The sequence below is a fragment of the Streptomyces sp. BB1-1-1 genome (assembly GCF_031597775.1).
Lineage (GTDB): Bacteria > Actinomycetota > Actinomycetes > Streptomycetales > Streptomycetaceae > Streptomyces > Streptomyces thinghirensis.
Window position 1 is genome coordinate 5531334 of the sequence record NZ_CP134203.1, and the last position, 23410, is coordinate 5554743.

At 73.1% G+C, this 23410-nt stretch carries 23 protein-coding genes; 12 read left to right on the forward strand and 11 right to left on the reverse strand.

All coding sequences use genetic code 11. The annotated features are described in order from the left end of the window. The first annotated feature begins 4 nt into the window (after nucleotides 1-4). The 7 genes from RI578_RS25400 to RI578_RS25430 are packed head-to-tail and all read left to right on the forward strand — an operon-like array spanning nucleotide 5 to nucleotide 5972. Nucleotides 5-526, forward strand: a complete 522-nt coding sequence (locus RI578_RS25400; RefSeq protein WP_310873230.1) for a cupin domain-containing protein — start codon at nucleotides 5-7, stop codon at nucleotides 524-526. Continuing rightward, nucleotides 519-1271 carry an SDR family oxidoreductase gene (locus RI578_RS25405; RefSeq protein WP_310873231.1) on the forward strand — a complete coding sequence of 251 codons (753 nt, stop codon included), beginning with the start codon at nucleotides 519-521 and terminating at the stop codon, nucleotides 1269-1271. Before RI578_RS25400 ends, RI578_RS25405 begins: the two co-directional genes overlap by 8 nt. A gap of 29 nt (nucleotides 1272-1300) precedes the next feature. Further along, nucleotides 1301-2092, forward strand: a complete 792-nt coding sequence (locus RI578_RS25410) for an SDR family oxidoreductase (RefSeq protein WP_310873232.1) — start codon at nucleotides 1301-1303, stop codon at nucleotides 2090-2092. Between the two features lie 9 nt (nucleotides 2093-2101). Next, on the forward strand, nucleotides 2102-3733 hold the full coding sequence (locus tag RI578_RS25415) for a thiamine pyrophosphate-binding protein (RefSeq protein ID WP_310873233.1): 1632 nt from the start codon (nucleotides 2102-2104) through the stop codon (nucleotides 3731-3733). A 15-nt stretch (nucleotides 3734-3748) separates the two neighbouring features. Continuing rightward, complete coding sequence (locus RI578_RS25420) at nucleotides 3749-4696, forward strand: PDR/VanB family oxidoreductase (RefSeq protein ID WP_310873234.1); 948 nt, start codon at nucleotides 3749-3751, stop codon at nucleotides 4694-4696. Nucleotides 4697-4714: 18 nt separating this feature from the next. After that, on the forward strand, nucleotides 4715-4942 hold the full coding sequence (locus tag RI578_RS25425; RefSeq protein WP_100048119.1) for a recombinase-like helix-turn-helix domain-containing protein: 228 nt from the start codon (nucleotides 4715-4717) through the stop codon (nucleotides 4940-4942). 1 nt (nucleotide 4943) lies between these two features. Then, the gene (locus tag RI578_RS25430; RefSeq protein ID WP_310873235.1) at nucleotides 4944-5972 is read left to right on the forward strand and encodes an aromatic ring-hydroxylating dioxygenase subunit alpha; all 1029 of its coding nucleotides are present in this window, start codon (nucleotides 4944-4946) and stop codon (nucleotides 5970-5972) included. Here RI578_RS25430 and RI578_RS25435 read toward each other — a convergent pair. From RI578_RS25435 to RI578_RS25455, 5 genes are all read right to left on the reverse strand, one after another. After that, a complete protein-coding gene (locus RI578_RS25435; RefSeq protein ID WP_310873236.1) occupies nucleotides 5951-6499 on the reverse strand; it encodes a MarR family transcriptional regulator in 549 nt (182 codons plus the stop codon). The genes RI578_RS25430 and RI578_RS25435 overlap by 22 nt on opposite strands. Before the next feature lie 77 nt (nucleotides 6500-6576). Next, on the reverse strand, nucleotides 6577-7938 hold the full coding sequence (locus RI578_RS25440) for an AAA domain-containing protein (RefSeq protein WP_310873237.1): 1362 nt from the start codon (nucleotides 7936-7938) through the stop codon (nucleotides 6577-6579). Next, nucleotides 7935-9563 (reverse strand): hypothetical protein, encoded by a 1629-nt coding sequence (locus RI578_RS25445; RefSeq protein ID WP_310873238.1) that lies wholly within the window; start codon nucleotides 9561-9563, stop codon nucleotides 7935-7937. Before RI578_RS25445 ends, RI578_RS25440 begins: the two co-directional genes overlap by 4 nt. Further along, nucleotides 9554-10795, reverse strand: coding sequence for a hypothetical protein (locus tag RI578_RS25450; protein ID WP_399061375.1), 1242 nt, complete (start codon nucleotides 10793-10795; stop codon nucleotides 9554-9556). Before RI578_RS25450 ends, RI578_RS25445 begins: the two co-directional genes overlap by 10 nt. Next, on the reverse strand, nucleotides 10692-11645 hold the full coding sequence (locus tag RI578_RS25455) for a phosphatase PAP2 family protein (RefSeq protein ID WP_310873239.1): 954 nt from the start codon (nucleotides 11643-11645) through the stop codon (nucleotides 10692-10694). The genes RI578_RS25450 and RI578_RS25455 overlap by 104 nt, the downstream gene beginning before the upstream one ends. Nucleotides 11646-11841: 196 nt before the next feature. Between RI578_RS25455 and RI578_RS25460 the strand changes: the two genes are divergently transcribed. Beyond that, entirely contained in the window at nucleotides 11842-12438 is a 597-nt protein-coding gene (locus RI578_RS25460; RefSeq protein WP_310873240.1) for a histidine phosphatase family protein, read from the forward strand. A gap of 130 nt (nucleotides 12439-12568) precedes the next feature. Here RI578_RS25460 and RI578_RS25465 read toward each other — a convergent pair whose 3' ends face one another. Beyond that, entirely contained in the window at nucleotides 12569-13999 is a 1431-nt protein-coding gene (locus RI578_RS25465; RefSeq protein ID WP_310873241.1) for a hypothetical protein, read from the reverse strand. Nucleotides 14000-14296: 297 nt separating this feature from the next. Here RI578_RS25465 and RI578_RS25470 point away from each other — a divergent pair, with 297 nt between their 5' ends. Continuing rightward, nucleotides 14297-14680, forward strand: a complete 384-nt coding sequence (locus tag RI578_RS25470; protein ID WP_310873242.1) for a hypothetical protein — start codon at nucleotides 14297-14299, stop codon at nucleotides 14678-14680. A gap of 90 nt (nucleotides 14681-14770) precedes the next feature. Beyond that, the gene (locus tag RI578_RS25475) at nucleotides 14771-15640 is read left to right on the forward strand and encodes a fused MFS/spermidine synthase (RefSeq protein WP_310873243.1); all 870 of its coding nucleotides are present in this window, start codon (nucleotides 14771-14773) and stop codon (nucleotides 15638-15640) included. A gap of 1 nt (nucleotide 15641) precedes the next feature. Here RI578_RS25475 and RI578_RS25480 read toward each other — a convergent pair whose 3' ends face one another. Further along, nucleotides 15642-16202 (reverse strand): hypothetical protein, encoded by a 561-nt coding sequence (locus RI578_RS25480; protein ID WP_310873244.1) that lies wholly within the window; start codon nucleotides 16200-16202, stop codon nucleotides 15642-15644. 141 nt (nucleotides 16203-16343) lie between these two features. On the opposite strand from RI578_RS25480, the gene RI578_RS25485 reads away from it, so the two are divergent. Both RI578_RS25485 and RI578_RS25490 read left to right on the forward strand, forming a co-directional pair. Then, a complete protein-coding gene (locus RI578_RS25485; RefSeq protein ID WP_310873245.1) occupies nucleotides 16344-17084 on the forward strand; it encodes a response regulator transcription factor in 741 nt (246 codons plus the stop codon). Then, nucleotides 17081-18475, forward strand: coding sequence for a HAMP domain-containing sensor histidine kinase (locus RI578_RS25490; RefSeq protein ID WP_310873246.1), 1395 nt, complete (start codon nucleotides 17081-17083; stop codon nucleotides 18473-18475). The genes RI578_RS25485 and RI578_RS25490 overlap by 4 nt, the downstream gene beginning before the upstream one ends. 118 nt (nucleotides 18476-18593) lie before the next feature. Here the strand turns inward: RI578_RS25490 and RI578_RS25495 are convergent, their stop codons facing one another. The 4 genes from RI578_RS25495 to RI578_RS25510 form a co-directional block, all read right to left on the reverse strand. Further along, nucleotides 18594-20033 carry a GH1 family beta-glucosidase gene (locus RI578_RS25495; protein WP_310873247.1) on the reverse strand — a complete coding sequence of 480 codons (1440 nt, stop codon included), beginning with the start codon at nucleotides 20031-20033 and terminating at the stop codon, nucleotides 18594-18596. A gap of 111 nt (nucleotides 20034-20144) precedes the next feature. Continuing rightward, on the reverse strand, nucleotides 20145-21053 hold the full coding sequence (locus RI578_RS25500; RefSeq protein ID WP_310873248.1) for a carbohydrate ABC transporter permease: 909 nt from the start codon (nucleotides 21051-21053) through the stop codon (nucleotides 20145-20147). A gap of 12 nt (nucleotides 21054-21065) precedes the next feature. After that, nucleotides 21066-22076 carry a sugar ABC transporter permease gene (locus tag RI578_RS25505; RefSeq protein WP_310875857.1) on the reverse strand — a complete coding sequence of 337 codons (1011 nt, stop codon included), beginning with the start codon at nucleotides 22074-22076 and terminating at the stop codon, nucleotides 21066-21068. Between the two features lie 5 nt (nucleotides 22077-22081). Further along, nucleotides 22082-23407, reverse strand: a complete 1326-nt coding sequence (locus tag RI578_RS25510) for an extracellular solute-binding protein (RefSeq protein ID WP_310873249.1) — start codon at nucleotides 23405-23407, stop codon at nucleotides 22082-22084. Nucleotides 23408-23410 lie beyond the last annotated feature (3 nt).

Sequence of the window (23410 nt, forward strand, 5' to 3'; positions counted from 1 at the left end):
CACCATGCCGCTGACCACCGACGAGTACGACAACAACGGGGACCTCGCCAAGTACACCGACTCCCTGATCGCCTCCAGGGCCTCCCGCGAGCCGGACTGGGGCACCCTGTCCTTCCAGGAGAAGGCGGGCCCGCAGTACAAGCGGGCGCAGATCCGCTACGTCGGTTCCGGCGCGACCGGCAACCACGAGAACGACGGCCGCATCCTGCCCTCCGGCGGCTTCACCTTCTCCAACATGCTGCTGCCGCCCGGCGCCGAGGGCCCCGCCCACACCCACCACGACGTCGAGGAGGCCTTCTTCGTCCTGGAGGGCGAGGTCCGCGTCGGCATCCACCGCGGCCCGGACGAGACCGAGTACCGCACCCTCGGCTACCGCGACATGATCGTGGTGCCGGCCGGGGTGACCCGCTCGCTGAAGAACGAGGGCGACACGGACGCGCTGTTCTGCGTGATCATCGGCACCCGGAAGCCGCAGGTGCCGACCTACCCCGAGTACTCCCCGCTGTACGGCGTCACCCGTGACTGACCCGGCCACCGGGCGCCGTACGGTCGTCGTGACCGGTGCGGGCCGTGGCCTGGGGGAGGCCATGGCCCGCCGGGCGGCGGCCGACGGGTACCGGGTCGTCGTCGCCGAGCTGAACGAGGAATGGGGCTCCCGTACGGCGGCGGCCATCCGTGAGGCGGGCGGCGCGGCGGAGTTCGTGCCGCTGGACGTCGCCGACCCCGCCTCGGTCGAGGCACTGGCCGCCCGCCTCGCACCCGCCGGCCCCGTGTACGGGCTGGTCAACAACGCGGCGCTCGCCAACGGCGTCGGCGGCCTGGAGTTCCAGGACATCGACGTAGCGGCCTGGGACCGGCTGATGACCGTCAACGCGCGCGGCCCCTGGCTCGTCGCCAAGCACCTGCTGCCGCTGATGTCCGCCCCGGGACGCATCGTCAACATCGCCTCCGACGCGGCCCTCTACGGCTCCCCGCGCCTCGCCCACTACATCGCCTCCAAGGGCGCGGTCGTCGCCCTGACCCGGGCGATGGCCCGCGAGCTGGGCGAGCGGGACATCACCGTCAACGCGGTGGCGCCGGGCCTGACGGAGATCGAGGCGACCGACACCGTCCCGGCCGAGCGGCACGCCCTGTACGCGGCCAACCGCGCGATCCCCCGCCCGCAGCGGCCCGACGATCTGGTGGGGCTCGTCTCGTACCTGCTGGGCGAGGAGTCCCGCTACCTGACCGGCCAGGTGATCGCCGTCAACGGCGGCTTCACCATGCACTGAACCATCCTCCCCACCGCCTAGGAGTACCCATGGATCTCGGCCTCGCCGACCGCACCGTCCTGGTCACCGGCGGCAGCTCCGGCGTCGGCCTGGCCACGGTCCGCGCCCTGCTCGCGGAAGGCGCCCGTGTCGCGACCTGCGGGCGCGACGCCGACCGGCTCGCCAAGGCCGCCGCCGGCCTCGGCGCCGGTACGGACCGCCTCTACACCGGCGTCTGCGACGTCCGGGACGCCGACGCCGTACGGGACTTCACCGAGCGCGCCGCCGACCGCCTCGGCGGACGTCTCGACGGGCTCGTCAACAACGCCGGTCAGTCCCGCATGAAGTCCCTCGACGAGACGACCGGCGACGACTGGCGCGACGAGCTGGAACTGAAGTTCGCGGGCGTCCTCCATCCCCTGGCCGCCGCCCGCGACCACCTCCGCGCCTCCGACGCCGCCGCGATCGTCAACGTCAACGCCGTCCTCGCCAAGCAGCCCGAGACCCGGCTGATCACGACGAGCGCCGCCCGCGCCGGCATCCTCAACCTCTCCGCCTCCCTGGCCCGCGAACTCGCCCCCGAGGGCATCCGCGTCAATTCCGTCTGCCTCGGCCTGGTCGACACCGGCCAGTGGACCCGCCGCCACGCGGCCGCGGACAGCGGGCTCGGCTACGAGGAGTGGCAGGCGGAGATCGCCGCCGACCGGGGCATCGCGCTGGGGCGGCTCGGCCGCGCCGAGGAGGTCGCCTACGCGATCGTCTCGCTGCTCTCGCCGCGCGCCTCCTACATCACCGGAACCAGCATCGACGTCTGCGGCGGAGTCGGCCGCGGCATCCTCTGAGGAGCTCGCATGCGTTACGACCACGGTGGCGGACTCCTGGCCGCCCATCTCAAGTCCCTCGGCGTCGACACCGTGTTCGGCATCGTGTCCGTGCACAACCTGCCGCTGGTGGAGGCCGTCGAGGCCGACCCGGAGCTGCGGTTCGTGCCGGTGCGGCACGAGGCGAGCGCCGTCAACGCCGCCGACGCGTACGGCCGCGCCCGCGGCTCCATCGGCTGCGCGCTCACCTCCACCGGCACCGGCGCGGGCAACGCCGCCGGGTCCCTGATCGAGGCGCTCGCGTCAGGGACGTCGGTGCTGCACATCACGGGTCAGGTCGAGTCGGCGTACCTCGGCAGCGGGCGCGGCTTCATCCACGAGACCAAGGACCAGCCCGGCATGCTCGCCGCGGTGTCCAAGTACGCCGCGACCGTCACCTCCGCGCGGGACGCGGGCCGCGTCCTGCGCGAGGCGTCCGCCGCCGCACTCACCGCGCCGGGCGGACCGGCGAGCGTGGAGTGGCCGATCGACTTGCAGTACGCGGTCCAGGAGGACGACGGCTCCAGCACACCCGTTGCCGACGTGCCGATGCCGGACCCGTCCCGGCTGGCCGCGGCACGCGACCTGCTCGCCTCCGCGCGCCGCCCGCTGATCTGGGCCGGTGGCGGCGCCAACACCGCCCGCGACCAGCTCCTCGCCCTGCTGGAGGCGACCGGTGCCGGGCTGCTCACCTCCAACTCCGGCCGGGGCTCCGTTCCCGAGGACCACGACCAGGTCATCGGCAACTTCGCCACCACGCCCGCCGCCCGCGCCCTCCTCGCGGACGCTGACGCCCTCGTCACCGTCGGCACCCACTTCCGCTCCAACGAGACCGCTGACTACGGACTCCGCCTCCCCGAAGCACACATCCAGATCGACGTCGACGCCGCCGCTCTCGGCCGGGTGTACCCCGCGTCGCACGCTCTCCACGGTGACGCGGCGGCGGTACTGCCGAGGCTCACCGAGGCCGCCGTACGGGCGGACGCGGAGTGGACGGACCGGGTGCGGCGGGTGCGCGAGGAGGTGCGGGCCGCCCTGCACGACGGCATCGGTCCCCAGGCCGCGATCTGCGACGCGCTCGCCGCCGCCCTGCCGCGCGGCGCGGTCGTCGCTCGGGACGTGACCATCCCCTCGTCGGCCTGGGGCAACCGCCTGCTGCCCATCCACGACCCGCGGGCCAACGTCTTCCCGCGCGGCGGCGGCATCGGCCAGGGCCTCGGCATGGGCATCGGCGCCGCCCTCGCCCGCCCCGACGAGCCCACCGTGGTCATCGCCGGGGACGGCGGACTCGCCGTCCACCTCGGCGAACTGCTCACCCTCGCCCAGGAACGGCCCCGGCTGACCCTGGTCGTCTTCAACGACGGCGGATACGGCGTACTGCGCAACATGCAGGCCACTTACACCGAACGCCGCTCCGGCGTCGACCTGTTCACCCCCGACTTCGCCCAGCTCGCCGCCGCCTGCTCACTCCCGTACGCGCGGATCGGCGACGCCAGCGAGGCCGCGAAGGTGATCGAGGCGGCCGTGGCCGCCGACGGCCCGACCCTCGTCGAGGTCGACCTGGCCGCGCTCGGCCCGATGAAGAACCCGTTCACCCCGCCCGTCAAGATCCCCACCCGGTAGGGAGGCCCCGCCGACATGAGCGCCACCGAAGAGCAGGAACTGGACCTCCTCGTCCACCGCACGACCTGGGAGGCGGACGGAGTCCTCTCCGTCGAACTGGTCCACCCGGACGGCAAGCCGCTGCCCGCCTGGACGCCGGGCGCCCACCTGGACCTGCACGTGGGCGGCCACGTACGCCAGTACAGCCTGTGCGGCGTCCCGGAGGAGACGGGTGTGTACCGGCTCGGCATCCTCAACGAGCCGGCGTCACGGGGCGGTTCACGTCACGTGCACACGAAGGTGCGGCCCGGCCAGACTGTCCGGGTGGCCGGGCCGCGCAACCACTTCGCCCTCGAACCGGCCGCCTCCTACGTCTTCATCGCCGGCGGCATCGGTATCACGCCGATCCTGGCGATGGCCCGCCGCGCCGACCGGGACGGCATCCCGTACCGGCTGGTGCACGGCGGCCGTACGCGCGCCTCCATGGCGTTCGGTAGCGAACTCGCCGCACTCGGCGGCGAGGTGACCCTCGTGCCGCAGGACGAGCAGGGGCACATCGACGTGGCGGGCACGCTCGCGGATCTCCCGGCCGACGCGCTGGTGTACTGCTGCGGCCCCGAGCCGCTGCTGAAGGCCGTCGAGGACGCGGCGCCCGAAGGGCGGCTGCGCACCGAGCGCTTCGCCGCGCCGGCCGTGGCACGCGACGGCGGCGACGACAGCGCCTTCGAGGTCGAGTGCCGGACCTCGGGAGTGACCCTGCACGTCGGCCCCGGCACCTCCATCCTGGAGGCCGCCGAGAACGCCGGGCTGAGCGTCGCCTCCTCCTGCCGCGACGGCATCTGCGGCTCCTGCGAGACCCGCGTCCTGGCCGGCACCCCCGACCACCGCGACTTCCTGCTCAGCGACACCGAACGCGCCACCGGCGAGACGATGATGATCTGCGTCTCGCGCTGCGCCTCGGACCGCCTCGTCCTGAACCTCTGACCACCTACGGAGAACGCTGTGCCCGAGACCACTTGGCCCTTCCTGGACCCCCACCAGACCCGAGACCACGAGCCCACCCCGTACGAGACGAAACTCGCGCGCACCCTGGAAGACATCTTCACCAAGGACGGTCACGAGCTGTCCGACGTGATCGACGGCCTCAACTCCCGCCAACTGCGCACACCCACGGGAGAGCCCTGGACCGAGGAGTCCTTCCGCGCCGAGATGCACCGCCTGGGAGCCTGACATGACCCTCTCGACCCACGACACCGCCGACCACATCTACTCTCACGGCCTGCGCAACCAGTGGCACCCCGTCGTACCGTCCCACTTCGTCGAGCCCGGCGGCATGCGCAGGGTGACCGCCCTCGGCGAGAACTGGCTGCTCTTCCGCAAGTCCGACGGCGGCCTCTCCATGCTCGCCGACCGCTGCCCGCACCGCGGGGCGCCCCTCTCCCTCGGCAAGCACCTCGGCGACCGGGTCGCCTGCTGGTACCACGGCGTCGAGATCGACGGCACCGGCACAGTCACCAGCGTCCCCGGCCTGCCCGGCTGCAACCTGGAGGGCAAGACCCTCGTCACCTCGCTGCCCGTCCGCGAGGTCGGCGGCGCGATCCTCGCCTACTTCGGCGACGAGGAGCACCCGGAGCCGGTGCGACTCACCCTCCCAGAACCGCTCGCCGACGACGACATCTCCGCCTTCCTCTGCTACGCCGAGTGGGACGTGCCGTGGCGGTTCGCCATGGAGAACCTGCTCGACCCGATGCACGGCGCGTTCCTGCACTCCGAGTCACACACCATGTTCGCCGGCGACACGACCGCCAAGTTCCGCATCCGGGAGACCGAGCGCGGCTACTTCTTCGAGAAGACCGACCAGCGCGGCGTCAACTTCGACTGGGTCGAGCTGTGCCACACCGGCGTCGACTGGGTGGACCTGTCCATCCCCTACCCGCCGTCGGCGGGCCCCGGCGGCCCGTTCGGCATCGTCGGCATGGCCTGCCCGGTGGACGCCGGACGCACCGGCGTCTTCTTCTGGCGCTACCGCAAGGTGAGCGACTGGCAGCGCGACACCTGGCGGTTCCTCTACAAGACCCTCATCGAGGCCCGCCACTGGGAGGTTCTGGAGCAGGACCGGATCATCCTCGAAGCCATGCCCGCGGACGCCGACCAGCGGGAGAACCTCTACCAGCACGACCTGGGCGTGGTCCGCCTGCGCCGCCTCTACCAGGCGCAGGCCGGGCGGCAGTCGAAGGCTCAGCCGGTCTCGGCGCGCTGAGGGGGGATGTCGTCGGAATCCACGATGGACCGCTCCAGCTTCGACAGCAGACGGCCCAGTTGACGACGCTCGGCGGGCGAGATCCCGCCGAGCATCCGGCGTTCGTTCTCCAGGTGCTCGGCGAACACCTCGTCCACCTTCGCCAGTCCGGCCTCGGTGAGCCGTGAGTACACCACGCGCCGGTCACCGGCGTCGCGTTCGCGCACCAGCAGACCGTCCTTCTCCAGCCGGTCGAGCCGCAGGGTCACCCCAGCCGACGAGATCAGCCCGGAGTCCGCGAGCTGCCCGGCGGTCAGCCGGTACGGGGCCCCGGACCGGCGCAGCGCGGTGAGCACGTCGAACCCGGCGACGGACACTCCGTGCTCGTCGAGCCGCGAGGTCATCCGCGACTGGTACTGCAGATACGACCGGTGCAGCCGGGCCAGCACCTCCAGCGGCGACGTGTCCAGCTCGGGCCGCTCCCGCGCCCAGTCCTCGACGATCCCCGCCACAGCGTCCGGCCGCTTCGCCGCCCTGCCCTGAGCCATGTCTTCCCCTCGCGGCATGTGTTCGGTACAGAAACCTTAGCGCTAAAGGAAACGCCGGACCGGCGCCGGAGGGACGCTCAGGGTCGCCACGCCACCCGGTGCTTCGCTAGGTGCGCGAGCACCGCGTGGTTCGCCTCCCAGCCGTCCGGGAACTTGACCGGCGTTCCCAACTGGACCGGCTCCGTGGACGGATAGTCGTCCAGCAGCTCGCTCACGCCCTCCCGGCAGACCACGATGCACGCGTGCCGGTGCCGGGAGGCCAGGACGCACAGGCGGCCCGTCTCCAGGTGGAAGGCGGTGGCGTCGGGGCGGCCGGAGAGCGGGTGGAGGACGACGGTGACGTCGTACTCGCGGCCCTGGAGCCGGTTCGCCGTGTCCACCGTCACCTCGGTCACCCCGAGGTCGGCCAGCGCGGCCCGGACCGCCGCCGCCTGGTCCCGGTGCGCGGTGCCGACGGCGATGCGGGCGGACGTCAGGGGAGCGGGGTCGGGGGAGCGCTCGGACGTCGCCACGCCCTCCCGGTCGAGGAGCCGCCGGACCACCGCCGCCACCGCCCGTACGGCCTCCGGGTCGGTGCGCGGCGTGTGACCGGCGGGCAGCTCCAGCAGACCCCAGCCCGAGCGGGCGGCCTCGTCGATCACCCGGTCGGGGCCCGAGCCGTCCGACGCCACCGTGAAGGACAGACCACGGTCGCCGTGGTCCGTGCCGCTGCGGAACGGCGTGTACGGGTAGAACGCGTCGGAGACCAGCCGTGCCGCCGACGCCGGGAGCCGCCACGACACCGGCAGCCGGTGCTGGGGGAGGGCGGGATTGTGGGCGAGGAGTGTCGTCACCGCGGAGGCCGACGGGTCGTACGACAGACCCGCCCACTGCTCGCTGCCCACCGTCGCGAACGGGTCCAGCTGACCCGGGTCGCCCACGAACAGCGCCCGCTCGAACAGCCCGGCGACCGCCAGCAGCGCGTCCGAGCGCATCTGGTACGCCTCGTCGACGATCGCGTGCCGCCACGGCTCGTCCACCTTGACGTGCGCCCACTTCGCGGCGGTCGACAGGACGACGGCCTGCCCGGCGAGATCGGCGGCCTTCGCCGACTTGCGTACGTTCGCCAGGTCGTCGAGCGCCTTGTCGTACGGGTCGGCGTCACTGCTGTGCAGGCGGCCCACCGGCAGGTCGGGGTTCTTCTCGGCGAGGCGCAGGACCAGGTCGTCGACCTGGGCGTTGGTCTGCGCCACGACCATCAGGGTCCGGCCCGCCTCGGCCAGCTCCAGCGCCGCCCGAACGACCAGCGTGGACTTGCCCGCGCCGGGCGGGGAGTCGACGACGACACCGCGCTCGGTGCCGTGCAGGGTGTCGTGGAGGATCGCGGCGGTGGCGCGGGCGGCTTCGGCGCCCGGGTCGAAGCCGGCCTCGACGGGGGCGGTGGTGGCCTCGGCGGTCACAGGATGTCCTCTTCCGTCCGGGCGTCGGCGGCCTCCGGTACGGCGGCCGTCTCGCCGGGCGGTCCGCCGTGCGTCCACGGGGTCTGGTCCGGGTCGGGCAGCTTCGCCCCGCCCCGCTGCTCGTGTTCGAAGAGGGTGAAGCAGACCAGGTCGCCCTTCTCGGGCACCGACCCGGCCTCGGGCTCCTTGCCGCGGCCCATCTTGTCGACGATCCGCAGGACCAGTCCGCCCCCGCCCTCGGCACCGTCCCCGTCCGCACCGGCCGGTCCGACGTACTCCGCCGCCTGCGGCTTGCCGCCCAGCGACCGGTAGACCTTCACGCGCTCGCCCAGGTGCGGGCGGTCGTCCGTGCGGATGGTGACCAGCGGGCGCGGACTGGGCCGTTTGCTCTCGCTGTACGCCATGACCACGTCGGTGACCTCCCCGGCGAACGCCTCGCCGGCCAGTCGCCGCCCGGCCATCACCAGCGGATCGTCCAGCGCCTCCTGGGCCTCCAGCCGGGCCTGTTCCCGCTCGCGCGTGGCGAGCTTGTTCGCCGCGGTCACCGCGTCGTCCCGGCGCGGCTGCGGGGGCTCGCCGGACAGGATGCGGTCGCGGTGGGACGTGAACGACCAGCGGTCGCGGGTCCAGCGGTCCTCGACATGCGCCCCGGCCGGCAGCTCCCGCAGCAGGTCCAGGCCCCGCCACACCGTGTCCCAGGTGGGCCGCGTACGGCTCTCGACCAGGGTGCGGATCTCCCGCTCGGCGGCGGTGAGCGCGCCGAGCCGTTCGTCGGCCTCCAGGCCGTCCTCGGCGGCGGCGAGCGCGGTGCGGGCGCGGTCGTAGCGCTCGATCGCGGGCGCGAGCAGCTTGTTGTCGAAGGCCGGGTCGGTGGCCGGGCCCGCGGGCGGGCACAGCAGCTGGCCATCGGCGTCGCGGGCCAGTTCGGCCCGCCGGGCGGCCTGTGCGCCGGTCAGCCCCTCGCCGTCGGCCGCCGGGGCGATCCAGGCCAGCAGCGCCCCCAGGTGCTGGTCCTCCAGCGTGGACTGCCCGGTCGCCCAGTGCCGGCCCAGCAGGTCGGTCATGGCGAGGAGGAGGGAGGAGCCGGGGACCCGGGCCCGCTCGCCGTAGTGGGTCAGCCACCGGCCGAGCAGCGGCACCCTCGGCGGCGCGGGGTGCGGTGTCTCCGGGTCCTCCTCCGCCGTGCGCCGGAAGCGCATCGACCGGCCAAGCAGCCGTACGAAGTCGATACCGGCCCGGCTCGGCACGATCAGCTGCGCCGCGTCCGCGCACAGGTCGACCTCGACCTTGACCCGCTTGCCCGTCTCCGGATCGGTCTCGGTGCGCTCGGCGGCCTCGACGCTGTCGGCGTACGCCTCGACGTGCGGCAGCACGATGCCGGCCAGCTCGGCCAGGAACGCGAAGCGCAGGTCGCGGTCGCGGGGCTGCGGCACGACCAGCAGGTGCGGCGCGTCCCGGTCGGTGCCGACCAGGGCGCCCAGCGGAGCACCGGCCTCACCCGCGGTGATCAGCGGCACGAAGACGAGCGGACGGTCGGACAGGTGCCGGTGCCGGACGGTGGCGGCGGGCTGGGCGTGTCCGGTGCGCACGGCCTCCAGGCGGGCGAGCGTCGTGATCAGTGACACCCGGCCACCCCGCTCCCGCCGACCCCGCCGGTCCCATGTAGTCCGCTCCCGTCGGCCCCGATGCCGGCCGTCGCGAGTGCCTCCGCGCGCAGCCGCGCCGCCCTGCGCAGGGCGGCCACCGCCGGGTCGTCGGGATCGCCGGTCTCCCCGCGGGCCGCGGCCAGCACCTCCTCCACCGTCGACAGGCCGCCGAGCTCGGCCCGGACCGGGCGGCCCAGCGAGGTCACCGCGTCGGCCTCGCGGGACCGGGCGCGGCAGTGGAAGGCCAGCTCGCAGGCGGACAGGCACTCGGGCGCGTACGTCGCCGGGACCGCCTCGACCGCGGCCGTCAGCTCCTCGGCCGGCAGCTCGGGGGAGAAGCAGACGCCGTCGGGGAGTGCGTCGGCGATGTCCTCGACGCGGGTCAGCCGGGCCAGCTGGCGGTCGGTGACCGCGCGCTGCTTGCGCACGTCGACGGCGGAGGCGGTGGGCAGGTTGGAGAAGTCCTTGGGACAGGCCAGGAGCACGCGGTGGCGCACGCGCGGGGCGGGGTCCAGCCGGGCGGCGACCCGCTCCAGGGCCAGCACGTACACCGCGGCCTGCCGCGCGGCGGCGCCGACCTTCGCCGGGTCGGCGGAGCCGTCCAGCATGGGGAAGGACTTGATCTCGACGACCGTCCAGCTGCCGTCCGGGTGCACCACCACGGCGTCCGGCTCCAGGAAAGCGGGGGAACCGGCGACGTCGAGGGCGAGCATCGGGTGGTCGAGCAGCGTCCAGGTCCCGGGCGTGCCGGTGGCCTCCCGCAGGGCCAGCGCCGTCCGCGCCGCGCGGCCCTCGGGGCCGGTCGCGGACAGGTCGGGCACCTGCGCGCCGGCGGGCGGTTCGGCGCCCCGGTCCAGCTTCTCGTGCACGAGCCGCAGCAGCTCGGCGCCGCCGTCCGCCTTGACCCGCGCCTCGAAGGCGTTGCCCCGCATGAACGCGAACTGCGACTGCCCGAAGACCGACGGCGAGCCCAGCGCGCTCGCGAGCGAGGCCTTGTCCACTCCGGCACCGTCGAGGATCGCGCGCCGGCGGCAGCCGGGGTTGGCGGCGAGGGCGGCCAGGGCCCGCGCGTCCAGCGCCTTGGCCGGTACGTCGGGACCGCGCAGCTCAGCGAGCCGGTGCCGGAGTCTCGTCCCCCGCGTCCGCTGGGGAGGGGTCCGGCTCGGCTCCTGGTCCGAACCGCTGCTCGCGCTGCCGTGGGAATCGCTCACCCGCGGAAGTCTGGCATCCACCACTGACAATCGTGGAACCCGCGTCGGCCGGGGCCGGTGCGGCCGGTGCGAAACGGGCCGCGATCCGGCTTCGCACCCGGTCCGCCGTCCGCAGCACGTACGGCGTCAGCAGCAGTCCCGCGCCCATCACCGCGGCACCCGCGACGGCGTCGAGGAAGTAGTGGTTGGCGGTGCCCATCACCACGATCGTGGTCACCAGCGGATAGACGACGCCGGCCACCTTCGTCGTGCGCGTGCCGCCGTAGCGCCACAGCATCACCCCGCACCACAGCGCCCAGCCGACGTGCAGGCTCGGCATGGCCGCGTACTGGTTGGTCATCCCGCCCAGGCCGCGCGGCGCGCTCGCCTCGCCGCCCCACCAGCCGTACGAGCTGTACTGCGCCATCGTGTCGACGAAGCCGTGGCTCGCGTCCAGCAGCCGCGGCGGGCAGGTCGGCAGCAGGGTGAAGCCGATGAGACCGATGAACGTGGACGTCATCAGCCAGGTACGGGCGGCCCGGTAGCGCACGGCGCGCGAGCGGAAGATCCAGATCAGGAGCGCGGGGGTGACCAGGTAGTGCAGCGACGCGTACCAGAAGTCGGCCGGTATGCCGATCCACGGTTCGCGGGTGAAGAGGCGGTTGAGCGGGTGCTCCGCGTTGAGGAACAGCACCTTCTCTATGCGCAGGATGGCCAGGCCGTGGTCGACGGCGTCGGCGACGTCACCCCGGACCATGAGCCGGCCCGCGGAGTAGAAGGCGTAGACGAGGAGGATGAGCGGCAGTTCGGTCCACCAGCGCAGTCGAGTCTTGGGGGCCGCCTCGGTGCCCGGTGTCTCGGTGTGCGGCAATCCGATCGCCCTCCCCCTTCGTTCTCGCGCGCGCCTGGACCGACACGGACGTGACACTCTACGGCCTTGGTGCGCCCCGCTTCACTGGGCGCCCTCGGCCCTGATAGACGCCGGGATCGCCCGCCGGGTTGCCCGCGCGCGGCGTGCGCGATGATGGGGTGGTCCCCTCAGACATTTCTCCCGGAAAGGCCCCTTCATGGCACCGCGCATCCTGCTGGCCCGGCACGGACAGACGGAGTGGTCGCTGTCCGGCAGACACACCGGCAGGACCGACGTGCCGCTCCTGGAGGAGGGCAGGCGCGGCGCCAAGCTGCTCGGCGAGCGGCTGCACCGGGCGCCGCTGGAGGGGTTGCCCGGCGTCGAGGTGCGCACCAGCCCGCTGGCCCGCGCGCGCGAGACCTGCGAGCTGGCCGGCTTCGGTGAGCGGGCCCGGGCCTGGGACACGCTGATGGAGTGGGACTACGGGGCGTACGAGGGCATGACGCCGGACGAGATCCAGGCCGTCCGGCCCGGCTGGCTGATCTGGCGGGACGGCGTGCCCGAGGGGGAGAGCCTGGCGGACGTCACCGCGCGCGCGGACGAGGTCGTCGCGTGGGCGCGTGAGGCGGACCGCGACGTCCTCGTCTTCGCCCACGGGCACATTCTCCGGTCGATCGGGGCGCGGTGGCTGGGGCTGCCGCTGGACTTCGCGGCACGGATACGGCTGAACCCGACGTCGCTGTCGGTGCTGGGGTGGGCGTACGGGGAGCCGGCGGTGGAGAGCTGGAACGACCTGGGGCATCTGGCGGGCTGACGCCGGTGCCGGTGCCGGTGCGGGTGCAGGTGGGTGCGCTGCCCGGCGGTGCGGGGTGCCGCTGCGCCCACCCGTGCCGCCCCAGCGGCACGACTGCCCGCAGCTGGGGGGGGGAGTGGTGAACCGTGGTTCACGCCGTGCGCGGCAGCGCCGCGTGGCGGTCCAGGAAGGCCGAGACGTCCGATGCCCGCCGGTGCGGAAGAAGCACCCGCGCCGTCGCGGACAGCATCGTGTGGACGCGTGACGACTGGACCTCGCCCAGCAGGTCCAGAACCCGCATGCCCGCCCCCGCCGCCTCGTCGGGCCGGCCGCCGCGCGCCAGGTCGTCCGCCAGTTCCGCCGAGTACAGCGCGAGGTTCCGGGTGAAGTGCGGGTCCTGCAGTTCGGCCGCCCGGCGCGCGTGCCGGGCCGCCCGGGGCCAGTCGCCCAGGGTGGACCAGCACTGGGCCTCCAGCCCTTCCAGCTCGGCCGCGCCGTAGAAGCTCATCCACTCGGGGTCGGCGTCCGAGGGGCCCCGCCCGAAGAAGGCCTGCGCGCGGGCCAGCGCCTGCTCGCAGCCGACGCGGTCGGCCAGCCCGGCCCACCCGCCCGCCTCGCGCAGCGCCAGCAGGGACATCAGTCGGGCCGACCCCAGCGGGCGGGCGGCACGCTGCGCGGCCTGGGCCGCCCGTACCGCCTCGCGCGGGCGCCCGGCGTCGCGGGCCAGGAACGCCATGTTGCAGAAGGCGTGCGCCTCCAGACCCGCGTCGCCGGTCATCCGGGACGTGGCGAGTGCCTCGGCGTAGTGGGAGCGCGCGTCGTCGAAGCGCCCGGAGTCGTGCGCCAGCCAGCCCACGGAGATCGCCAGTTCCCCGGCGCCCGAGTAGAGCCGGTCCGCCGTCGCCTGCCGGGTCGCGCCGGCGTCCAGCAGCGCGTACGCGGTACGCAGCGGGGCCGCCGCGCGCCGGTAGAGACCGTCGGCGCCGTGCCGGTCGTCGAGCAGCCGGATCCGGCGGACGGCTTCTTCGAGGGCGCCCGCGTCGCCCGCCCCTGCCCGGCGCACGGGGCGCTGAGCCGCCGCGGCGTCGAGAGCGGGCCCCAGGGGCCCCAGCGAGGCGGCGGCCACCGTGGCACCGCTCGTCATGAATGCGCGACGCAGCACGTCGCTCTCCTCGTTGTTGTCGTGCGTGTCGTACAGGTACTGCTTGTTCTGCGGGTACTGCGGGTACTGCGGGTACTGCGTGTTGTGCGGGTCGTGCGTGTTCCGCGCGTCCTCCCCGGTGCGCGCCCGGCGTCCGCGTACCGACGAGCGGGGCGCGAACCCCAGGTCGGTGAGCGTGCGACCGGGGAACATGTGCAGGAACACCCGCTCGTACGCGTAGTTGGGGCAGCGGATCTCGCCCGCCTCGACCCGGCCGATGTAGCGCGCGTCACAGCTGACCCGCTCGCCGATCTCACGCGCGGCCCGGCGCACCGCCGCCGCGAACTCGGCCGGCGAGCGCCTTCCGCGCAACCGCCGGAAGGCGAGGTTCGGCCGCGGTGGCCGATCGGGCTGGGCGGAGGTCACCGTTGACGACGCCATGGCCGGGTCCTCTCGTGCGAACCGACGAACCATGCCGGGACAGGAGTGAGTTGTAGGGATTTCTGCGTTTGGCAGCCCTGTTTCCGGCGAGCAAGAACGTACCCGCTGTGACGGAGTGACCACGCGGTGTTTGGCTACAAACCGGATATCTCATCCACGATCTGCCATGAAGTGCCATCCTTTGCGGCTGACTTGTGCCGTAGCCGTTGACGGTCCGACGCGTTGAACCCGGTGGACCGGGAGGCCCCCGACTCCCGACCCGCTCGTCCAAGGAGGAGTTCCGTGGTGGAGGCCGGGATGGATACCAGACGGATCAGCGATCCCCCCTGCGACGCCTGCGACGTCGTCACCGTGCCGACCCGACAGGGTCTGGAGGCGGTCGACATCCTCAGAAGGGGCGCCGGTGACGGGGTCGGCCCCGTGATCCACGACGACGGCTGCGACACCCTGGGGTTCCTGGTACCCCCGGGCACGGCCGCCGCCTGGGACGTGCCCGGAAGCACCTGCACGGAGACGGACGGCCGCGGACTCAGCCTCGACCTGGCCCCCGAGCCGCCCGTGGAGGGCTCCGACTGGCTGCTGCCGCCCGGCGAGGCGGACCTGGCGACCGACCCCGCGGTACTGCGGGCCGCGCTGGGCGAGGCGGCCCGACTGATCGAGGCCGCGGACGGCTGCAGCTGAGACGCCCGGCTGATCGAGGCCGCGGACAGCCGCAGCCGAGGTGCCCGGACCAGCCGTACGGCGTTGCCCCGGTGCGCCGATAATGGCCCGATGGGAAAGTCCAGGAACGCCCGCCGCGGGCGCGCTGCCGCCGAAGCCGTCGCCGAGAACGTCGACGGCGGGCTCGCCGAGCTGATCCCGGACCGGGAGCGGAGCCGGGCCTGGACGCTGCTGATCGACGGTGCCCCGCAGTCGCACGTCGACCTCGACGACCCGGCGTACCTGTCCTTCGAGTACCAGCGCCGCCTCGGGCACGTCATCGACCTGGCCGTTCCGCCGGGCAAGCCCGTGCAGGCCGTGCACCTCGGCGGCGGCGCCCTCACCCTCGCCCGCTACGTCGCCGCCACCCGCCCCCGCTCCACCCAGCAGGTCGTCGAGAAGGACGCCGGCCTCGTCCAGCTGGTCCGCCGGGAGCTTCCCCTGGACCCCGGCGCGCGGATCCGGGTGCGCTCCGCAGACGCCCGCGCCGGGCTGGCCAAGGTGCCCGACGGCTGGGCACAGCTGGTCGTCGCGGACGTCTTCAGCGGGGCCCGTACCCCCGCCCATCTGACGTCCACCGAGTTCCTGGACGAGGTCCGGCGCGCGCTCGCGCCCGGCGGGGTCTACGCCGCCAACCTCGCCGACGGTCCGCCGCTCGCCCATCTGCGCGGCCAGATCGCCACCGCCGCCGACCGCTTCCCGGAGCTCGCCCTCGTCGCCGACCCGGCCGTACTGCGCGGCAAACGCTTCGGCAACGCGGTCCTCGTCGCCTCCGACCACCCGCTGCCGGTCGCCGAACTCACCCGCCGCGCCGCCTCCGACCCGCACCCCGCGCGCGTGGAGCACGGCCGCGCGCTGACCGACTTCACCGGCGGCGCGGTGCCCGTGACGGACGCGGCGGCGGTGGCCTCCCCGGCGCCGCCCCCGTCCGTCTTCAAGTGACTCAGTAGCTGCCGATCTCCACCCGCGGCGGCCCGTCGTGCCAGGTGCAGAACACCGACACCCGGTCCGCGCCCGAGGTGAACTCCACCCGGATCCACGACTCCGTCTTCCACACCTGCATCGACCAGCCCGCGCCCGGCGTCGCCGACACCAGGGACGCGGACGACGTACCGAGGTCGAAGACCGCCCGGCCGCCGTCGGTGTCGTAACTCCTGACCCGGCCGGACGTGGTCGGCGAGGGACTCGCCGGAGGCTCGGCGGAGGCGGACGGCGCGGTCCGCGACGGAGTGGGGGACGGCTCGTCGGGGGTCCCGCTCGGCTCCGGCGAGGGGCTGCCCGACGGCGACGGCCGCCTGGTGGACGAGGCCAACGACCCCGAACCCCCGGCGTCCTCCGACTCCCGCGCCTCCCGCACGGAGGCGTCGGCCGCCGTGATGGGCAGGGCGCGGGGGCGGTCGTAGGCCGTGCCCGCCATCACCGTGTGGACGCCCCACCAGGACAGCGTGACCGCCGCGCCGGTGGCGAGCAGCCAGGCGAGTACGTGTACGAGTCCTCTGCGCATCGCGGCCATACTGCCTCACGAGCCACACGCGTGTCGCCCGAACGGAGACGGAACGACGGCGGAACGAGGGCGGAGCCGGGGCGGGCGGGAGTTGTCCACAGGCCCGCGCCGGGTTGGTCCGCATGGCGTACGGTGCCGCCCATGGCAAGTGTGCTCGTGGTCGAGGACGACCAGTTCGTACGCTCGGCGCTCATCCGGCATCTGACCGACGCCTCGCACACCGTGCGCAGCGTCGGTACGGCACTGGAGGCGCTGCGCGAGGTCGCCCATTTCCGTTTCGACGTGGTGATCCTCGACCTCGGCCTGCCCGACCTGGACGGCTCCGAGGCGCTGAAGATGCTGCGCGGCATCACCGACGTACCGGTGATCGTCGCCACCGCCCGGGACGACGAGGCGGAGGTCGTACGGCTGTTGAACGCGGGCGCGGACGACTACCTCACCAAGCCGTTCTCCGTCGAGCACCTGTCGGCCCGGATGGCGGCCGTACTGCGCCGCGCCCGGACCGGCCCCGCGGAGGCGGCCCCGTCGACCGTCATCCGGGTCGGCGGCCTCACCGTCGACCCGCTGCGCCGCCAGGCCGAACTGGACGGCGCCCGGCTCGACCTGACCCGCCGCGAGTTCGACCTGCTCGCCTTCCTGGCCGGCCGGCCGGGAGTCGTCGTCCCCCGCAAGGAACTGCTCGCCGAGGTCTGGCAGCAGTCCTACGGCGACGACCAGACCATCGACGTCCATCTGTCCTGGCTGCGGCGCAAGCTCGGCGAGACCGCGGCCCGGCCGCGCTACCTGCACACCCTGCGCGGTGTCGGCGTGAAGCTGGAGCCGCCCACGGAGCCGTCCGCCGGGCCGGCCGCGGGGCTTCCCGGAGTGGAGCCGCCGCGATGAGGTGGGCCCTGGTCAAGGTGTCGCTGGCGGTCACCGCGATGGTGGTGGTCGCCTTCGCGGTACCGCTCGGACTGGTCATCCGGGAGATGGCCCGGGACCGCGCCTTCTCCAACGCGGAGCGGGAGGCCGCCGCCGTCGCCCCGGCACTGTCCATCACCACCGAACGCGAGCAGCTCGAGCGCGTCGTCGCCTCCGCGGGCTCGGACGCCGGCATGGCCGTGCACATACCGGCGTCCGGCCAGGAGAACGGCGGCACCGACATCGGCCGGCAGCGCGCCACCGACGAGGACATCGCCGCCGTACGCGAGATGGGCCGCGCCTCCACCACGGAGGTGACCGGCGGCTCCACGCTGCTCCAGCCGGTCGCGCTCAGCTCCGGCGAGATCGCCGTCGTCGAGGTCTACGTCCCCGAGTCCGAGGTCACCAACGGCGTCGGCACGGCCTGGGCGGTGCTCGCCGCGGTCGGCGCCGCCCTGATCGTCGGCTCGGTCGCGGTCGCCGACCGGCTGGGCATCCGGATGGTGCAGCCCGCGCAACGCCTGGTCGAGGGCGCGCACGAACTGGGGGAGGGGAAGCTCGGTGCGCGGGTGCCGGAGGAGGGACCGAACGAACTGCGCCTCGCGGCAGTCGCGTTCAACTCCATGGCCGACCAGGTCGTCCAACTGCTGGCCAACGAACGGGAGCTGGCCGCCGACCTGTCCCACCGGCTGCGTACCCCGCTGACCGTGCTGCGGCTCAACGCGGCCTCGCTCGGCGACGGGCCGGCCGCCGACCAGACCCGGGCCGCCGTCGAGCAGTTGGAGCGCGAGGTCGACACGATCATCCGCACCGCCCGGGACGCCAAACCGCAGACGGCCGCGGCCGGCCCCGGCGCCGGGTGCGACGCGGCCGAGGTGGTGCGGGAGCGGATGGGTTTCTGGTCCGCGCTCGCCGAGGACGAGGGCCGCAAGTGGCGGGTGGCCGGCGCCGACCGGCCGGTGCGCATACCCGTGGCCCGCGCGGACCTGGCCGCCTCCCTCGACGCCCTGCTCGGCAACGTCTTCCGGCACACCGCCGAGGGCACGGCCTTCGCCGTCGACCTGCACAACGGCGAGGACGCGGTGATCGTGCTCGTCTCGGACGCGGGTCCCGGCATACCCGACCCCGCCGCGGCGATGGCCCGGGGCCGGGGCTCGGGCAACGACGGGTCGACCGGGCTCGGCCTGGACATCGTGCGCCGGCTGGCGGAGTCGACGGGCGGGGACGTACGGATCGGCTCCTCCGTGCTCGGCGGCACCGAGGTGCGGATCTGGATCCAGCTGGACGGGCGGACGGCGCCGGCCCGGCAGCGCGGGCACCGGGGAGCCGTTCGACGCCGTCGGCAGTCCCGGCCGACCGCGACCATCAAGTGACCCGACCTACGACCGACCCGGCGCGCACCCCACAAGCCGGGGCGCGGCACCCCCCGTGGAATGCCGCGCCCCCGCCCCGCCCCTCCCCCCCCCGGGCCCCGGCCCCGGGATCAGCGGTCTACCCGGCCGAGTCCACCGGCGGCAGCGTCGCCGTGCGGGCCGCGCGGCCGTACCAGAGGGCGCTCGACTTCGGGGTGCGCTGCTGGGAGACGTAGTCGACGTAGACCGCGCCGAACCGCTTCTCGTAGCCGTAGGCCCACTCGAAGTTGTCCATCAGGGACCACAGGTAGTAGCCGCGGACGTCGGCGCCGTCGGCGATGGCCCGGCGCACCGCCCGGAGGTGGCCGTCCAGGTAGGCGACCCGCTCGGGGTCGTGCACCGTGCCGTCCGCGCCGGGCTTGTCGTCGTAGGCGGCGCCGTTCTCGCTGATGTACAGCGGCAGGCCGGGAGCCTCGCGGTCGTAGCGCATGATCAGCTCGTGCAGGCCGGTCGGGTCGACGCTCCAGCCCATCTCCGTACGCTCGCCCGGCGGCTGGTGGAACGCCACGTCCTCCGCGGCCGGCCACGGCGAGTGGTCACTCGCGCCGTGACCGTCGGCGCGCGGCGCGCGCGAGTCCGCGTCCGCCGCCGACACCACCGTGGGCGTGTAGTAGTTGAGGCAGATCGCGTCCAGCGGCTGGCGGATCAGGCCCAGGTCGCCGTCCTCGACGTGCGACCAGTCGGTCACCGACGCCGTCGCCTCCAGCAGGGTGGCCGGATAGGCGCCGTGCAGGATCGGGCCGTGGAAGATCCCGCCGGACAGGTCGTCGATCTTCCGCGCCGCCGCCAGGTCCGCGGGCCGCTGCGACAGCGGCCGGACCACGGAGGTGTTGAGGCTGATCGCCACCGAGTTGCGGGCCGGCATCACCGAACGCAGGGCCACCGTGCCCAGGCCGTGCGCCAGGTTCAGGTGGTGCGCGGCGCGCAGCGAGGCCGCCGGATCGGTACGGCCGGGGGCGTGCACCCCGGAGGCGTAGCCCAGGAAGGCGGCGCACCACGGCTCGTTGAGCGTGATCCACTGCTCGACCCGGTCGCCGAGCGCCTCGCCGACGATCTGCGCGTACTCGGCGAACCGGTACGCCGTGTCCCGCTCGGGCCAGCCGCCCGCGTCCTCCAGCTCCTGCGGCAGGTCCCAGTGGTAGAGGGTGACGGCCGGCTTGATCCCGGCGGCCAGCAGCTCGTCCACCAGACGTCGGTAGAAGTCCAGGCCGCGCTGGACGGCGGGGCCGCGGCCGGTCGGCTGCACCCGGGGCCAGGAGATGGAGAAGCGGTAGGCGCCCAGACCCAGCTCGGACATCAGCGCCACGTCGTCGCGGTAGCGGTGGTAGTGGTCGACAGCGATGTCACCGGTCTCGCCACCGGCCGTCTTCCCCGGCGTATGGCTGAAGGTGTCCCAGATCGAGGGGGTACGGCCGTCCTCCCGCACCGCGCCCTCGATCTGGTACGCCGAGGTCGCGGCGCCCCACAGGAAGGCAGGGGGGAAGGTCACCGGGGTCACCGGCGTTGCGGACTCAAGCATGGAAGCGCTCCCATAGCAGGTCGTGACGGGTCGTGAGAGACCGACGTGTAGTGATGGCGAGGGGGGAGGTCGGGGCCGGGGCGGCGGTGACCCGGCCCCCGAGGTGAGGCGTCAGCCCTTGACGGCGCCCTGCATGATGCCGCCCACGATCTGCTTGCCGAAGATCGCGAAGACCAGCAGCAGGGGCAGCGTGCCGAGCAGCGCGCCGGCCATGATCAGGGCCTGGTCGGGGGTGAAGCCGCGGCCGAGGCCCGCCACCGCGACCTGCACGGTCGGGTTGCCGTTCTGCGTCAGCACCAGGAACGGCCACAGGAAGTCGTTCCACACCTGCACGAACGTCAGCATGCCGAGCACGGCCATCGCGGGCCGCGCCGTCGGGAACACCACGTGCCAGATCACCCGCCAGCTGCTGGCACCGTCCACCCGGGCGGCCTCGATGATCTCGTCCGGCAGCGCCTGGAGCAGGTACTGCCGCATGAAGAACACGCCGAACGCGCTGACCAGGGACGGGAAGATCACCGCCTGGAGCTGGTCGGACCAGTCCAGCTTGGCGACCATCATGTACAGCGGGATGACGCTGAGCTGCGGCGGCACCATCATCGTGCCGACCACGACCAGCATCAGCGCGTTGCGCCCCCGGAATCTCAGCTTGGCGAAGGCGAAGCCGGCGATCGTCGCCATGAAGACGACGGTGGCCGAGGAGATCCCCGCGACGATCGTGGTGTTGAGGATCGCCTCGCCCATATTGGCGTCGGTCCAGGCGATCTCCAGCTTGTCGAAGAGGTTGGAGCCGAACCAGAGCGGCGGCGGGGTCTGGGCCAGGCGCTGGTTGTCGCGGGAGGCGGCGATCGCCGTCCACACCAGCGGGAACAGCGAGCCGAGCGTGAACAGGGCGAGGATGATGTACGCGATCGGCCCGGCGTGCAGTTGCCCGCCGGCCCGGGACGCCTTGGACCGGCGGCGCCGCCGCGGAGGCTCGGACACCGGCTCGGCCGGGGGTTTCGTCAGGGTCGTCGTCACGGCCGGTTCTCCTTAACTACTGGCGCGCAGCCGGCGCGAGATGACGTAGTTGACGAGCCCGATCACGATGAGGATCAGGAACATCGTCCAGGCGATCGCGGAGGCGCGGCCCAGGTGCTGGTTGACCCAGCCCTGCTCGTACAGGTACAGGCCGAGCGTCTGGAACTGGTGCTGGCCGCCGCCCGAGGCGCCCTTGTTGGCGTCGAACAGCAGCGGCTCACCGAACAGCTGCGAGGCGCCGATGGTCGACACGACGACCGTGAACAGGATCGTCGGGCGCAGCGCGGGCAGCGTGACGTGGATGAACTGCCGCCACCGGCTGGCACCGTCCAGCGCCGCCGACTCGTACAGGTCCTGCGGGATCGCCTGCATCGCCGCCAGGTAGATCAGCGCGTTGTAGCCGGTCCAGCGCCAGATGACGATCGACGAGACGGCGAACTGGGACGCCCACTTGTCGTTCTGCCAGTCGACCTTGCCCAGGCCCACCGAGTCGAGCACCCAGTTGATCATGCCGTAGTCGCGGCCGAAGAGCAGTACGAAGACCAGCGCGGCGGCGGCGATCGACGTGGCGTACGGCGCGAGCATGATGACGCGGTAGAAGGTGGAGCCGCGCAGCTTGTAGTTGAGGATGTGCGCCAGGCCCATCGCCATCATCAGCTGCGGCACCGTGGAGATGATGCCGATGGTCAGTGTGTTCTTCGCGGCGTTCCAGAAGAAGTCGTCGTCGAAGATCCTGGTGTAGTTGTCCAGGCCCGTCCACGCCATGTCGGTGGGCGCCGTCAGCTCCACCGTGTGCAGCGAGGCCCAGCCGGTGTAGATCAGCGGGAACAGGCCGAACGCGGCGAAGAACACGAAGAACGGTGCGACGAACGCGTACGGGCTCCAGCGCATGTCCCGCTGCCAGCGGCGGGAGAGCCGGGCCCGTTTCCTGGCCACCTCGTCGGGGACCGCGTCACCGGGCGGTCCGCCCGGGGCCGCGCCCCCCTTGGCGGGGGGCGCGGCGGTGTCGTGCCGGGTGGTCATTCCGGTCACTTCTCCAGGTTGTTGTCGATGGTCTTGGTGGCGTTCTCCCAGGCCTCCTCGGGCGACTTGCCCTGGGTGACGAGGATGACGCCGTTGTCGGTCAGACCCTGCTGGATGATCTGGTCCTTCGGGCCGATCACCTGGGCCGGGATGGCCTCGGCGGCCTTGGCGAAGATGTCACCGATCGGCGCGGCACCGGTCATCTCGTTCTTCGCGTCCGTCACCTGGGGAAGCTTGTAGGCGGCCGGGGCGCTCGGGAAGCTGCCCTGCACGGCGAACAGCTTGGCCTGCTGCTCCGGCGCGGTCAGCCAGGCGACCAGCTTCTGCGCCTCCTTCACGTTCTTGCCGCTCTTGGGCACGCCCAGGAAGGAGCCGCCCCAGTTGCCGGACTTCGGAGCCACGGCCACGTCCCACTTGCCGGCCGCATCGGGCTGGGACTTGCCCTTGATGGTGCCGATCATCCACGGCGGGCAGGCGACGGTGGCGAACAGGTTGTTGGAGATGGTCTGTTCCCAGGCCGGCTGGAACTGGGTCTGCGCCTGGACCAGGCCCTTCTCCGCGGCCTCCGCGGTCAGGTCGAAGGCGTCCTTGACGGCCGGGTTGGTCTTGTAGATGACCTCGCCGGAGGAGTCGTAGAACTTCTCCTCCTCGCTGCTGAGGATGGCGTTGATCAGACCGCCGGGCGAGTCCATGAAGTAGGTGTCCTTGCCGGCACCCTTCTTGTACTTCTCGCCGGTCTCGACGAACTTCTTCCAGTCCCCGGCCCACAGCGCGCTGACCTCGTCGCGGTCGGTCGGCAGGCCCGCCTTCTCGAAGAGGTCCTTGCGGTAGCAGATGGCCATCGGGCCGATGTCGGTGCCGAGGCCGACCGCCTGGCCGTCCTTGGTGACGCCCTGCTTCCACTTCCAGTCCAGCCAGCTGCTCGGCTGGACGCCCTCGACCTTGGCCATGTCGGCGAACTTGTCCGCCTGGGTCGCGACGACCTCGGCTATGTTGCCGACCTCGATGGCCTGGACGTCCTGGAGGCCGCTCTCGGTGGTGAGGTGGTTGACCAGAGCGGGGTAGTAGTTCTCGTTCCGCTCGGTGACGGTCTCCTCGACGTTGATGTCGGGGTTGAGCTTCTCGTACTCCTCGTAGAGGCCCGCCTCCTTGAAGCCCATGGTGCCGAACAGGCCGAGGGTGATGGTGGTCTTGCCGCTGCTGTCGCCCGACGACGAGCTGTCCTCGTCGTTGCCGTCGTCGGCGCAGCCGGCCAGCAGCCCGGCGCCCAGCGACGCGATGGCCGCGACGACCACCGCCTTGCGGGCGGATCGATTACGTGCTGCTCGCATTGC